Here is a 14,822-nt window from a genome sequence, read left to right on the forward strand (position 1 = left end):
CAGCAGGCAAAAGACCTACGCCCTAACTCAAGACGTATCACACCGCTCAGTAACAGAACGAACCATAATAATAAGGTACTCTTAGACAACGCGTACAGATACGCACAGACACTATAAAACAACCCCTGCACGTCGTCTCCAGCGGCGGGGCACTAGGAGTAATAATGGCAGAAAAAACAGTTCTCGATAACGTCATCACCTTGGCAAAACGCCGAGGCTTCGTCTTCCAAGCCGGCGAAATCTACGGCGGAACACGATCAGCGTGGGACTACGGCCCCCTAGGTGCTGAACTCAAAGAGAACATCCGCCAACAATGGTGGCAAACATTTGTACGCGGACGCGAAGACATGGTTGGACTCGACTCTTCCGTCATCCTCCCCACCAAAATTTGGGAAGCATCCGGCCACATAGAAACATTCACCGACCCCTTGGTTGAATGCCTCTCATGCCACACCCGCCTACGACAAGACCACCTCATCGAAGCCTACGAAGAGAAAAAAGGTCGCGCACCAGAAAACGGCATGGCAGACATCGCCTGCCCCAAATGCGGTACACGCGGACAATGGACCGAACCACAAAACTTCTCTGGTCTGATGAAAACCTACCTCGGACCAGTCGATAACGAAGAAGGCCTACACTTCCTCCGCCCCGAAACAGCACAGGGAATCTTCGTAAACTTCAACAACGTGGTGACTGCTGCACGCAAACGCCCACCCTTCGGCATCGGACAAATTGGTAAAGCCTTCCGCAACGAAATCACCCCAGGAAACTTCATCTTCCGAACCCGCGAGTTTGAACAGATGGAGATCGAATTCTTCACCCACCCCGAAGATGCACCACAACACTTTGAACAATGGGTTGAAGACTGCTGGAACTGGTTTGTTGACCTAGGCATCAACCCAGATAACATGCGGAAATTTGATGTCCCTGAAGACGACCGTGCCCACTACTCTGCCGGAACCATCGACATTGAATACAAATTTGGTTTCCAAGGCAACCCTTGGGGCGAACTCATGGGCGTTGCAAACCGTACAGACTACGACCTCGGTGTGCATAACAAACACTCAAACGCTAAGCTTGAATACTTTGACCAAGGAACCGGCGAACGTTACGTGCCTTATGTTATTGAACCGTCCTTCGGACTCACCCGTTCTATGATGGCGTTCCTTGTAGATGCGTATCTAGAAGATGAAGCGCCTAATACTAAAGGTGGAGTGGACAAGCGTACTGTGCTTAAACTTGATCCTCGTCTTGCACCTGTTAAAGCAGCGGTGTTGCCATTATCTAAAAAAGAAGATTTGGTGCCAACGGCAAAGAACCTTGCACAGCAGCTTCGTCGTCAATGGAATGTTGATTATGATGATTCTGGCGCTATTGGACGTCGTTACCGCCGTCAAGATGAGATTGGTACACCGTTCTGCATCACTGTAGATTTTGACACTCTTGAAGACCAAGCAGTGACGATTCGTGAACGTGACACGATGAATCAAGAACGTGTTTCTTTGGACAAGGTACAAAGTTATCTTGCTGAAAAATTTCTAGGGTAAAACCTAGGTTCATTCTTATAGAAATTCATAATTCTTATGGTGTCTGGTGCTATCTTCGTGGTGGTGTCAGACACCATTTTTATATCTAAGGATAAAGAATGAAAAAAGAGACAAAAAACTTATACGTCATATCAATAATTGTCGCAACCTTATTTATGCTTACGTTTATATTGACGGCTTCAGGACTGCTGAGTTTATTTTTTGATTCTGATACAGAAAATAGCTTAGATGCAACCAATTACCTGTCATTTGTATCTATCTCTTAAATTTTCTGGGTTAGCTCAATAGAACCCCCTACTCTAAGCCTCATCTATGGGTGATGTTCTATGGGGTTACTAAGAGATACTGCTCTAACCTTGTGTATCTTCTCGTTATTGCTTGGGGTCGAGATGATTCGGGTTTTGTTTCATTTTCCTGTTCGACTGCCATTCTTGGTCTTCTCTATAAAGTTTCTTGAATCCGTAGTAGAGAAAGCGAATCACCAATACAACTATTGCTAAAGATACGATTATGCTGATTAGGGCGAGAATGGAAATAACAAGGTGAGTCATAAATTTATTCGCTCCTTAGTCATTTTTGATGGCTTGACGAATATCTATAAGTATCGGTTCTTGCAAACCATCAAATGAGATGCAAGTCACTATACACTACTTGTGTGGGGTGTTCAAGGAACTTATTGGATTCTCTGATGTGGGGGGGCTGAATAGAAAACATGCTTGGGGTGTCTAGGGAAGTTTCACTCAAAGTTCAGGTGGGTTTGTAAAAAGTTTTTAAGTCGCGTTACAGCTAAGAAAACGCCCCCTATGCAAGCGCATAAGGGGCGTTAGGTTATTTATTTTTCTTCGTGAATTTTATTCTTCGGGCTTCGACCGCTTGCCCATAAGCCAGCGCGGTGCTTTCTAGCCACAGGGGGCTTTTCTTTTCCCCCGCGCCTTTGAGCCATGCGTCGGCAGGGGGAAGATCCTTAGCTTTTGACAAATGGCTTAAATCTTTCCCTATGGCTTTAGCGAAGCCAGATAAATTTAAATAATTTTCTCCGCTTTCCATAACCCTAAGAATAACCCAAAAGAACCACGAATCATGGCAAGAATAAGAACCGTGCACATGCGAACTACCATACCTCAGATATGAACATAATATCTGCCTCAAACATTGCATCGGGAATGCCTTGGAAGATTTCCTTTCCTCCATAACGTCCTGTTTTAGGCGTGTAGGGAAGGGTACAACTAGTACAGGTATGCACGGTGTGTTATTGTTTTGCCAGCGGGTTTTTATTTTTCTTTCTACCCGCTACAGCCTTTTAGGCTGGGGGTGCGTAGCCGTTGGATAATTTTGCTACGCGCCCTTTTTTATTGTTATTTTTCGATGATGTACCAAGGCGCGTAAGAATTCTTGATGAACTCGATAATGCGTACTTCCGGGCGTCCTTCGTAGTCTTAACTGAAGCACGTAAGACCTCCGACGCTATATCTGAGCTCCACCCTAGCAACTTAGTATCCCATGGACTACCTCCGTGTGTACGGCGAAGAGGTCTCCTTTGAGTAGTGATAGGAGTATACGTAGGAAAGACCTCCGTGTGTACGGGGAAGAGCTCCACTTCCACGCAACCACAATCCACTCTCCCGAAATACCCCCGTGTGTACGGGGAAGAGCTCGCCAAGGTGGTAATACCTCCGCTCATTTCGGAAATACCCCCGTGTGTACGGGGGAAGAGCTGAAGAACTTTTATTTGAGGAAACTGCGACTGGAAATACCCCCCGTGTGTACGGGGAAGAGGCAACCCGTTTTTATAAAAAACTTTTCAAGGGGGAAATACCCCCCCCCGTGTGTACGGGGAAGAGGCTGGGCATATCAGAAATAATGCTAAAAAATCGGAAATACCCCCGTGTGTACGGGGAAGAGCTCAGCCTAAACCACACCCCGTGCCAGATGATGGAAATACCCCCCCGTGTGTACGGGGAAGAGAAGCTCCATTCATCGGCTCTTATGCTTTCTGCGGAAATACCCCCGTGTGTACGGGGAAGAGTATAACGGGATGACAATACCTATTGGGGAGGAGGAAATACCCCCGTGTGTACGGGGAAGAGTCTGCTCGAACGTTCCCAGCAACTGATTCTGCGGAAATACCCCCGTGTGTACGGGGAAGAGTACTTGCAATAGGCCATACTTATCCGCAGTTGGGAAATACCCCCGTGTGTACGGGGAAGAGGATGAGGCGTTTTGCCATGTAAACCAGCTTTTGGAAATACCCCCGTGTGTACGGGGAAGAGCCATTATTACCGACCCCGACACTCTACAGCCTAGAAATACCCCCGTGTGTACGGGGAAGAGATGGGCATCACAAAAGTGGGAGGCGCTTTTACGGAAATACCCCCGTGTGTACGGGGAAGAGGAATTGGTTTGCGTGCTCTAAAAACTCGTGATGGAAATACCCCCGTGTGTACGGGGAAGAGTCTTCCAAAAGAGCAGATGATGTGTTCTTCGGGGAAATACCCCCGTGTGTACGGGGAAGAGGATAAGGCGCTGGAAGAACCTAAGGCTTAGGTGGAAATACCCCCGTGTGTACGGGGAAGAGTGGCTGAAAAAAGAGAATCAGGAAAAATTCTTGGAAATACCCCCGTGTGTACGGGGAAGAGGGCCAGCTTGGAAGCCTTACGCCACCGAAGAGGGAAATACCCCCGTGTGTACGGGGAAGAGTGCTCCGAGTGGATAACGCAAACCCCAATTAGGGAAATACCCCCGTGTGTACGGGGAAGAGTCTTTCCATGATGAATTTCGATAGAAAAAAGAGGAAATACCCCCGTGTGTACGGGGAAGAGATAGATTCGCCATGCGTTAGATTCAACATTATGGAAATACCCCCGTGTGTACGGGGAAGAGTAGGGGAAGAACACACCCTCTAACCATGTAGCGGAAATACCCCCGTGTGTACGGGGAAGAGCCACCAGTACCACCAATAACGAGTAGATGCGCGGAAATACCCCCGTGTGTACGGGGAAGAGGGTAGCCACACTATTCGTTTATCAAACACCCTGGAAATACCCCCGTGTGTACGGGGAAGAGATCTTCGCTAGTCACAAGCTTAACGCCGGCTAGGAAATACCCCCGTGTGTACGGGGAAGAGCACTAGTTGAGCTTATTATCTGGCTAGAAGCCGGAAATACCCCCGTGTGTACGGGGAAGAGCGCTAATGCGAAAGATGGCTATATCCTTACCGGGAAATACCCCCGTGTGTACGAGGAAGAGTATCAGGGGAGGATTGGCTTCCAAAATATCCGGGAAATACCCCCGTGTGTACGGGGAAGAGTGAATGAAAGAGTTGCAAGACCATAAGAATAAGGAAATACCCCCGTGTGTACGGGGAAGAGAAGCATCCACCCTTGGATTATGCACAAAAATTGGAAATACCCCCGTGTGTACGGGGAAGAGCGCATAAGGCGGCTAATAACACCATTACGCGCGGAAATACCCCCGTGTGTACGGGGAAGAGCCATGGTGAATTTCGATAGAGAGAAGATTATCGGAAATACCCCCGTGTGTACGGGGAAGAGTCTAAAAGCTTCCGGTGCGTCATCAAAGCGTAGGAAATACCCCCGTGTGTACGGGGAAGAGAACGCTGATTGATTCTGTGCGTCAATGAGAAGGGAAATACCCCCGTGTGTACGGGGAAGAGTTGGCATTTCTTCTTCTTCTTCAATATCTGGAGGAAATACCCCCGTGTGTACGGGGAAGAGCCGGTCGTTATGAGGCGGTGCGAGATGAAATTGGAAATACCCCCGTGTGTACGGGGAAGAGCCGGTCTTTTGTGTGTAAGTCTTCTTCGATGCGGAAATACCCCCGTGTGTACGGGGAAGAGTCAAAGTATTTTTAGATGGAAAATGGACCGTTGGAAATACCCCCGTGTGTACGGGGAAGAGATTGGTCTCCGGCGAAGGTTTGCACTTCTTCCGGAAATACCCCCGTGTGTACGGGGAAGAGCGGTGATATACCCGCGCCAAGTGCGCTTACCGGGAAATACCCCCGTGTGTACGGGGAAGAGCATGATATTTATATTGGCGCTCTTTTTTGCCGGGAAATACCCCCGTGTGTACGGGGAAGAGATCATAGCCGGCTTTTCTTAGGCTTTTTCTAAGGAAATACCCCCGTGTGTACGGGGAAGAGTACTTTATCACTCGATTCTCAAAATACGCTCTGGAAATACCCCCGTGTGTACGGGGAAGAGCTGGTATGCATAACGAAACCGGTGCGATACGTCGAAATACCCCCGTGTGTACGGGGAAGAGATATGGTCTTGGTGTACTTCAAACACCATCGGGGAAATACCCCCGTGTGTACGGGGAAGAGATGCCCTCATAATCTGAGAGGAAGGCTAAAAGGGAAATACCCCCGTGTGTACGGGGAAGAGAACGCCCTCACAAACGCGCTCGCATAATTGCCGGAAATACCCCCGTGTGTACGGGGAAGAGGCTTAATAAGTGAAATGCCCTCAAAATAGTTAGGAAATACCCCCGTGTGTACGGGGAAGAGCGGTGATTTTCTGTAGTTCAGTGTGTAGAAGAGGAAATACCCCCGTGTGTACGGGGAAGAGCTCTGGATATGCCGAGGGCTTCTGCCAGCTCTGGAAATACCCCCGTGTGTACGGGGAAGAGTGTTTGCCTGTTCCGGTGTCTTCTCATTATGAGGAAATACCCCCGTGTGTACGGGGAAGAGTATAATTTTATCTTTATTTTCATTGAGGGTATTGAAATACCCCCGTGTGTACGGGGAAGAGGAGCACGAACACACCTAAGGGTGTGTTGGGCAGGAAATACCCCCGTGTGTACGGGGAAGAGCTCTTCCTTTGAGAGCCAACGAGTACATGATCGGAAATACCCCCGTGTGTACGGGGAAGAGAAGAAGCACCCCTCATGCTCACCGTCAAGGAGGGAAATACCCCCCGTGTGTACGGGGAAGAGGGGTTCACGCCCACGCGCGAAGCGTATAGCGCGGAAATACCCCCGTGTGTACGGGGAAGAGCCCGCGAGGCTGCCTCAATAATTGGAATTTCGGGAAATACCCCCGTGTGTACGGGGAAGAGGGCTAGATTTATTGCTAACTTTTTCCATGCCGGGAAATACCCCCGTGTGTACGGGGAAGAGTGGCTAGGTGTTTTATAGGCGCATTGCCAGTTGGAAATACCCCCGTGTGTACGGGGAAGAGCTCAACCACGGGTCTAATCAACGGTAAACCTTGGAAATACCCCCGTGTGTACGGGGAAGAGTTAATGCAGATGCTGTCAGCATCAACCCATGCGGAAATACCCCCGTGTGTACGGGGAAGAGTAGCCGAAGCCACTCGATTCATCGATTCTCTAGGAAATACCCCCGTGTGTACGGGGAAGAGAGGAAAAAGGCTATGAATTTACCGCTATCGGCGGAAATACCCCCGTGTGTACGGGGAAGAGACGGGTTTTGGCACGCCAGAGGGCAAATATTCGGAAATACCCCCGTGTGTACGGGGAAGAGTCAGGATTGCCAGTGATACCAATTACATTTACGGAAATACCCCCGTGTGTACGGGGAAGAGGCTGGCCATATTTCACCATTCGGGAAATTGAAGGAAATACCCCCGTGTGTACGGGGAAGAGGCTTCGGGGAAGTTATCAGCATCCATCTTTTTGGAAATACCCCCGTGTGTACGGGGAAGAGAGTAGGAGATTCAATGGAAGCCTCATAACTAAGGAAATACCCCCGTGTGTACGGGGAAGAGCCACACGCTCCACATATGCCACAATTTTTCGTGGAAATACCCCCGTGTGTACGGGGAAGAGTTGATAAAGGAGAAAAATAATGACTCTTAATGGGAAATACCCCCGTGTGTACGGGGAAGAGGCACACCCTCACTAACCATGCTCGCGGGTAGCGGAAATACCCCCGTGTGTACGGGGAAGAGTATTCCCTAGCGCGGGGTGAAATTCCCACCAGGGAAATACCCCCGTGTGTACGGGGAAGAGCTAAGCTGCCGCCCGCCCTCGACTTTTACCCCGGAAATACCCCCGTGTGTACGGGGAAGAGAAGCCGTGCATTTAGCGCATCTCAGCGTGGGGGGAAATACCCCCGTGTGTACGGGGAAGAGAGAACCATCCGAAAGTGTCGCCTATCTTTATGGGAAATACCCCCGTGTGTACGGGGAAGAGCTACCGAGCCAGTAACTCCGCCTACCGAGCCAGGAAATACCCCCGTGTGTACGGGGAAGAGTCGATGATGTTGCGGAAGAAGCCGATAATCCAGGAAATACCCCCGTGTGTACGGGGAAGAGTCTGATATGGGGTCAGATATGACGGCGTTGGAGGAAATACCCCCGTGTGTACGGGGAAGAGTGCCCCAAAGTTCAGGAAGCCCTCATGATGAGCGGAAATACCCCCGTGTGTACGGGGAAGAGAAGCATAACCGCAGGTCAGAGGGGTGTTAGTCGGAAATACCCCCGTGTGTACGGGGAAGAGTTTTCAGCCAGATATTCAAGGGTTTCTTGGAAGGAAATACCCCCGTGTGTACGGGGAAGAGCCTCATTTTTGCGTTTTTGCCATTGTTGGGTGGGAAATACCCCCGTGTGTACGGGGAAGAGTAGGGGTGTTGGGCAGTAATTCTTTCTTTACGGGAAATACCCCCGTGTGTACGGGGAAGAGAAGAATTTCAGCTTAAATTCCAATTACCAGAGGGAAATACCCCCGTGTGTACGGGGAAGAGACTATCTGGCTAGTAATTATTCCATAGGAAAAGCGAAAATATCAAAGTTTTTGATATTTAGCTGCATTTATGTATCTCCAAGGAATAGATATTTATGGAACGTTCTCAAACAACGCGCATACTGGTGTGTTTTAGATTTTTACGACGGGTAGTGACGCAGTGCTGAGTGAGGCAGGGGAATGTGCTTGTTCCCAGTCTTTTCTGAGAATCGCTTTAATCATGGAGTCGTGGTATTTGCCGTCGTAGTAGAGTGCTTCACGGCGGCGTCCCTCGCAGACGAAGCCGCATGAGGTGTACACGTATCGTGCTCGTGCGTTGAAGTCGAATACTTCGAGTTCGATGCGGTTCAGCTTGAGCACTGCGAAGGCGTAGTTGACCATCATTTGTGTGGTTTCGGTGCCGAGCCCGTGGCCTCGTCCTTTTTGTCCGATAATGATTCGGTAGTTGACGGACTTATTTTGAGGTGAGTAGTCGTTGAATACGGCTTCGCCTACGTATTCGTTGTGTTTGAGTGAATATATTGCTAAGTCGAGTCTGTTGTTTTGGTTGTTTCGTGTGTCGTACCAGCTTTTTGCGTGTTTGACGGTACGTTCATTGCGGTTTAGTGCTTCTTGTGTGGAGTGTACTGCCCCTGTTTTGATGAGGACTTCTGGTTCTGCGAGGATGTTCATCATTGCTTGGGTTGATTCCTCGTTGAAGGGGCGTAGTTCGACGAGTTTTCCTGTGAGGGTGGGTTTGGTGGCGAACATGTTGGTGGGTGTGTTAACTTGTGTGCGCATGTTCTCATTTTAAGTCAGATAAGTGCATTTTTACCTCAACTGTTGGTGTGGGTTTTCATTCTCTTGGATGAATTTTTTCTGAACGATTCTAGATGTTGTTCCGCTGTGCTTCTGCGCTATGGTGGTGTACAGAACATATTAATAATTCGATGATTTTGAGGTAGGTTTTTGGTGGATAATTATACTTTTCGTCCGTGGCGTGAGGGTGATGATTTAGAACTTCTTCAGCTTTGGGGTGACGCTGAATCTTCGGGGTACGATTCTTTTCGTGCGATGTTTCGCCCTGATCAGGATTCTGGCCCGTGGTCTCGTACTCTTGTAGCGGAACATCAGGGTGTTGCGGTTGCTGCCGCCACTGTCTATGAGACGTCTTTACATGTTCAACGGTTGTGGGCGTATATTGAGGTTGCCGTTGATCATCGTCGGCAGGGGCTTGGTGCTGAACTGTTTCGCCGTTTGCAAGAGCTTGCTTCATCTTCGCCTTCGGGTGTTCAGGTTTTGCGGTCTAAGGTTCAAGAAGGCTCTGCTGGTGCTTCCTTCGCTCAGGCTATGGGGTTGGGTGTTATTCAGCGTAGTCAGATGGTGAAAGTTGCTTCGGGTTCTGTGCCTGAGGTTCCTTTGCGCGTTGATTCTTCGGGGCAGCCTATGCAGGTTATTGAAAATATTGCTACGGGCTCTGTTGAGTTAACACAAAAGATGTGGGAGTTCTATTCTCGTTCTCACCGTTGGGATCCTCCTGCTGAGATTTCTTTGGGGCAGGTTAACCGTTTGTTCTTATCAGATGAGGCTGAAGCGCTTGGTGCAATTGTGCTACGTGACTTTGATTCCTCTGATGATTTTTCGGGGAAGCCTCCCATCAAGGCTTTTGTGGTGAGTTACCGCCCGTTAGAGCAAGAGTTACCGGGGCGTCAACTAGCTGATGATGAGGCGACTGAGATTCTCTTAGGCTATGATTTTGATGATGTCGGTGCACGTGAAGCTATTATGCAGTTGCTGTATGTTCTAGTTCATCAGTACCCAGTCATCTTAGAGGTAGATGAGTCGATGGAAGACTTGCAGGTGATGATTAATCAGCTGGTGAAGATGGGTTCTGCTCAGGTTCTTGATACAACGTTGGTGGTTGCACACTAGCAGTCTTCTGCTTTTCTGCTAGGCCGCTGTGATGCGTGCTTGGCTGAGTGTTTGTCGTATTTGTGTCACAATTGCTAGGTGACTGAAATATCGCAGACTTTTTCAAAGACTCAACAGCTAAAACTTCCGCCCTTACAATTAGGTAAGTTCACGGTACAGACGCCGGTTGTTCTTGCCCCTATGGCTGGGGTAACTAATAAGGCTTTTCGTCGTTTGTGCCGTGAATATGGTGGCGGTTTGTATGTGACAGAGATGGTGACGGCTCGTTCTTTGGTGGAGCGTCGTCCTGAGTCTTTACGCATTATTGAACATGACGATGATGAGCAGATTCGTTCTATTCAGATTTATGGTGTTGATGCCGTGAATGTGGGTAAAGCGGTTCGTCTTGTGGTGGAAGAAGATCGTGCTGACCATATTGATCTAAACTTTGGTTGTCCTGTTCCTAAAGTGACGAAGCTTGGTGGCGGTTCTGCTTTACCGTGGAAGACTGATTTGTTCACTGCCATCGTAAAAACTGCGGTTGATGAAGCTTCTCGTGCGGATGTTCCTGTCACTATTAAGATGCGTAAAGGCATTGATGATGAGCATCTGACCTTTTTGGAGTCTGCGAAGATTGCTCGTGATAGTGGCGTTGCTGCTATTGCGTTGCATGGTCGTACCATGGAGCAACATTATTCTGGTCATGCCGATTGGGATGCTATCGCTCAGCTACGTGAGGCTATCCCCGATATTCCTATTCTTGGTAACGGCGATATTTTTAGTGCGGAAGATGCTATTGCTATGGTCGAGCAGACCGGTGTTGACGGTATTGTGGTGGGTCGTGGCTGTCAGGGTAGGCCGTGGCTTTTTGGTGATTTACAGAATGCTTTTGAAGGTTCTGCTGAGCGTATTAAACCTGGTGTTTCTGAGGTTGCGCAGATGATTTATCGTCATGCTGAGCTTCTTGTTGAGACTTTTGGTGATGAGCTCAAGGGGCTTCGCGAGATTCGTAAACATGTGGGCTGGTATTTTCATGGGTATCCTGTGGGCGGTCAGCTACGTCAAAAGATGGCTACTGTTCCTGATTTAGCGAGTTTTCGTGAATATCTGGCTGAGTTGGACCACAGTATTGGTTATCCTGGTGCTGCTGTGGAGGGTCCACGTGGTCGTGCCGGTAATCCGAAGAAACCTCATCTTCCCCATGGATGGTTAGATTCGCGTATCCTTGGTGATGCAGAACGTCTTGGTTTGGTCGGGGCAGAGCTCGACATTTCGGGTGGATAATATTGCAATAGTGATGGGCTGGTAACGATGAAGAATGTACCTGTTGACGGTTTAGTTGAAGGCAACGAGTTGACGGAGACTCCCGGCTATGTGGCTGAGGATGTGGAGCGTTGGGTGCCTGAGCATCATCGTAATGTGTATCGTTCTGCTTTTGAACGGGATCGTGCCCGCGTCTTGCATTCTTCTGCGTTACGTCGTCTAGGCGCTAAAACACAGGTGATGGATCCAGACACCGATGATTTTATTCGTACGCGTTTGACGCATTCTCTTGAGGTTGCTCAGATTGGTCGTGAAGTGGGTCGGATGCTTGGCTGTGACCCTGATGTTGTTGATACTGCTTGTTTAGCTCATGATTTGGGGCACCCTCCTTTTGGGCATAATGGGGAGACTGCTTTAAACGAGTTAGCAGCAGATGCTGGCGGGTTTGAAGGGAACGCGCAAACTTTACGTTTGCTCAGCCGTCTTGAGCCGAAGGTTATTGGTCATGATGGTTCTTCTGCTGGGTTAAATCTTACTCGTGCTTCTTTGGACGCGTGTTGTAAGTACCCTTGGACTCTTGCCGAGGCTCCTGCGCGTGCTGATGGGCGACCTAATCGTAAATTTGGTGTGTATCAGGACGATCAACCTGTCTTTGAGTGGATTCGTCAGGGTGCTATTGCGCAGGACGGCTCTTCTTTGCCTGCTAAGTGTATGGAAGCTCAAGTGATGGATTTAGCCGATGACATCTCGTATTCGGTACATGACGTTGAGGACGCTGTTTTTGGTGGGCATATTCAGTTAGAAGATTTATTAGACCCCGCAAAACGTGAAGAAGTTTTTTCAAAGACTCAACAGTGGTATCTTCCGCATGTTTCTGAGTTGGAGCTTGAGCAGGCGTTGTCTCGTCTTGAGGGCCTGCCTCAATGGGTGAAATATATGAGTGGTACTCGTTCATCGATGGCTGCGTTTAAGGCGTTGACTTCTAAACTGATTGGTCGTTTTGCGGCTTCTGCAATGGAAGCTACGCGCGCACAGTACGGTAAGGATCGACCTCTTGTCCGTTATACTGCGGAGCTCATCATCCCTAATTCTACGGTGCATGAGATTGCTGTTCTTAAGGGTATTGCTACAGCTTTCGTGATGAGTGTTCGTGACGCTCAACCTCATTATGAGAACCAGCGTGAAATTTTGAGTGTGCTGGTAGAAGCTCTCTTAGACGAACCAAAGTATTTGGCGTCTTCTTTTGCCGCTGATATGCAGGAGCTTGGTACACGTGATGATGATGCTCGTTTACGTTTAGTAATTGATCAGGTTGCTTCACTAACAGACCGTTCTGCAGTGGCGTTGTATAAGCGTATTACGGGTAATCAATGGCATCATGGCGATAAGCCTCTGTGGTGAGTTCGGAAAAGTTATAAGTTAGGGAATTCGAGGTCTTTGTCCTCATGCTGATGATGGATATGATGTTTTAAGTGGCTGGTTTAATTCGACGTGAAGATATCGATGAGGTTCGTTCTCGTACTGATATCCGCGAAATTATTGAGGGCTATGTGCGCCTCAAGAGCGCCGGTATTGGGTCGTTTAAAGGGCTGTGTCCTTTTCATGATGAGCGCACCCCTTCTTTTCATGTGCGTCCACAGATGGGCACCTATCACTGTTTTGGGTGTGGGGAGTCTGGCGATGTTATCGCTTTTTTGATGCAGGTTGAACATACTTCTTTTACGGAGACGGTTGAGAAGTTGGCGGCTCGTATCAATTATGAGTTGCATTATGAGCAGGGGAGCGGTTTATCTCGTGAAGAGGTGGGGCGTCGGCAACGCCTCTTAGACGCCCATAAAATTGCGGCAGAGTTTTTTCAGAAGAATCTTTATATGCCTTCTGCCGTTGAGGCTCAACGTTTTTTGGGTGGTCGTGGTTTTGACGCAAAATCAACTGCTCAATTTGGTGTGGGTTTTGCGCCTCAAGGTTGGAACAATCTACTGAATTTTTTGCGTAAGCAGGGTTTTTCTGATGAAGAGCTTGAAGCCACCGGAATGTTTTCGCGTGGGCAGCGTGGTTTATATGATCGTTTCCGTGGGCGTATTATGTGGCCTATTCGAGGTATTGCGGGGGAGACCATTGGTTTTGGTGCCCGCCGTTTATTTGATGATGATAAAGGCCCAAAGTATTTGAATACGCCTGAGACGGTGCTGTATAAGAAGTCTCAGGTTCTTTATGGTTTGGATCTTGCTAAACGTCATATTGCAAAGCGTCGTCAGGTTGTTGTGGTTGAAGGCTATACCGATGTGATGGCTGCTCATCTTGCTGGTGTTGATACGGCGGTAGCAACGTGTGGTACTGCTTTTGGTGTTGACCATATTCGTATTTTGCGTCGTATTTTGGGAGATGACGGTTCTGGCGGGGAAGTGATCTTTACCTTTGATGGTGATGCTGCTGGTCAGAAGGCTGCGTTGTCTGCTTTTGAAGAGGACCAGCGTTTTATGGCGAGAACTTTTGTTGCGGTGGCGCAGGAGGATATGGATCCATGTGAGCTTCGTATCCGTCGGGGTAATCATGCGGTTCGTTCTCTGATTGAACATAAGCAGCCTCTTTTTGAGTTTGCTCTTCGTAGTACTATCCGTAAATTTGATATGGATTCTTTGGAAGGGCGTGTGCAGGCTATGCGTGCTGTTGCTCCTATCCTTGCTGGTATTAAAGATTCTGCGTTGAAGCCAGCTTATATCCGTGAGGTTTCTGGGTGGCTAGGTTTGGGCGCGGATGAGGTTCAACGTGCTGTTGTTTTAGCTGCTCAACAGGTTTCAGCGGAGTCTTCTTCGCTGCAACAAATAGATCATACTGGCGGGCCTGATAGTTCTGGCGAGGTTGTTGTTCAGTCCGCTGCTGTGCCGTTTGAAGTTCCTGATAGTCATGATCCTTTGGCGCGTTTGGAGCGCACTGCTTTAGAGGTCTTAGTTCAGGTGCCGCAGGAGGTTCCTGTAGATTTTTGGCAACAGCTGGTTCAGGTGCAGTATCGATATCGTTTACATACGGTGCTGGCGCAGGGAGTGATGTCTGCTGCTGCTGAGGTTGTTCCTGCTGCCGGTCATGCTTGGCTGAATCAGGTGCGTTCGCATATTCCTGAGGCTGCTCATACGTTTTTGGCGGAGTTGAGTGTATCTCCTATTCCTGCTTCCTCTGCTGAGCAGCTGACTCGTTACGTGCACGATATTTTGAGACGTTTGTTGGAGGAAGATGTGAATCGTCAGAAGTCTGAGCTGTTGTTGCATCTTCAGCGTTTGGACGCACGTACTGAGTACGAGCAGTTTCAGCAGATTCAGCGTCGTTTGATGGAGTTAGAATCTCATCGGCGTAAGATTCGTCAGGGGATAGAAAACATCCTATAAACGTGTTGCAGATTA

General features: G+C 48.8%; 7 protein-coding genes and 1 CRISPR repeat array. Of the genes, 5 read left to right on the forward strand and 2 right to left on the reverse strand.

The annotated features are described in order from the left end of the window. Positions 1-164: 164 nt before the first annotated feature. Positions 165-1,547, forward strand: coding sequence for a glycine--tRNA ligase (locus tag ACN081_RS05850; RefSeq protein WP_419107236.1), 1,383 nt, complete (start codon positions 165-167; stop codon positions 1,545-1,547). Between the two features lie 828 nt (positions 1,548-2,375). Here the strand turns inward: ACN081_RS05850 and ACN081_RS05855 are convergent. Then, complete coding sequence (locus tag ACN081_RS05855) at positions 2,376-2,594, reverse strand: hypothetical protein (protein WP_419107237.1); 219 nt, start codon at positions 2,592-2,594, stop codon at positions 2,376-2,378. An 826-nt stretch (positions 2,595-3,420) separates the two neighbouring features. Next, positions 3,421-8,272: a CRISPR direct-repeat array (repeat unit 29 nt; unit sequence GGAAATACCCCCGTGTGTACGGGGAAGAG). 131 nt (positions 8,273-8,403) lie between these two features. Continuing rightward, positions 8,404-9,051, reverse strand: a complete 648-nt coding sequence (locus ACN081_RS05860; RefSeq protein ID WP_419103299.1) for a GNAT family N-acetyltransferase — start codon at positions 9,049-9,051, stop codon at positions 8,404-8,406. A gap of 171 nt (positions 9,052-9,222) precedes the next feature. On the opposite strand from ACN081_RS05860, the gene ACN081_RS05865 reads away from it, so the two are divergent. The 4 genes from ACN081_RS05865 (at position 9,223) to dnaG (ending at position 14,807) form a co-directional block, all read left to right on the forward strand. Further along, the gene (locus tag ACN081_RS05865; RefSeq protein WP_419107238.1) at positions 9,223-10,182 is read left to right on the forward strand and encodes a GNAT family N-acetyltransferase; all 960 of its coding nucleotides are present in this window, start codon (positions 9,223-9,225) and stop codon (positions 10,180-10,182) included. 87 nt (positions 10,183-10,269) lie between these two features. Beyond that, the gene (gene dusB, locus ACN081_RS05870) at positions 10,270-11,445 is read left to right on the forward strand and encodes a tRNA dihydrouridine synthase DusB (protein ID WP_419102228.1); all 1,176 of its coding nucleotides are present in this window, start codon (positions 10,270-10,272) and stop codon (positions 11,443-11,445) included. Between the two features lie 27 nt (positions 11,446-11,472). After that, complete coding sequence (locus ACN081_RS05875; RefSeq protein ID WP_419107239.1) at positions 11,473-12,825, forward strand: deoxyguanosinetriphosphate triphosphohydrolase; 1,353 nt, start codon at positions 11,473-11,475, stop codon at positions 12,823-12,825. Between the two features lie 71 nt (positions 12,826-12,896). Then, positions 12,897-14,807, forward strand: a complete 1,911-nt coding sequence (dnaG, locus tag ACN081_RS05880; RefSeq protein WP_419107240.1) for a DNA primase — start codon at positions 12,897-12,899, stop codon at positions 14,805-14,807. Positions 14,808-14,822: the final 15 nt, after the last annotated feature.

The organism is Rothia sp. P13129, from assembly GCF_048512865.1.
In the GTDB taxonomy this organism is placed as follows: domain Bacteria; phylum Actinomycetota; class Actinomycetes; order Actinomycetales; family Micrococcaceae; genus Rothia.

Bases quoted from the DNA above. Each gene is read 5' to 3' on its own strand.
- ACN081_RS05855 (WP_419107237.1), bottom strand. From the start codon at position 2,594: ATGGAAAGCGGAGAAAATTATTTAAATTTATCTGGCTTCGCTAAAGCC.
- ACN081_RS05860 (WP_419103299.1), bottom strand. From the start codon at position 9,051: ATGCGCACACAAGTTAACACACCCACCAACATGTTCGCCACCAAACCC.
- ACN081_RS05850 (WP_419107236.1), top strand. From the start codon at position 165: ATGGCAGAAAAAACAGTTCTCGATAACGTCATCACCTTGGCAAAACGC.
- ACN081_RS05875 (WP_419107239.1), top strand. From the start codon at position 11,473: ATGAAGAATGTACCTGTTGACGGTTTAGTTGAAGGCAACGAGTTGACG.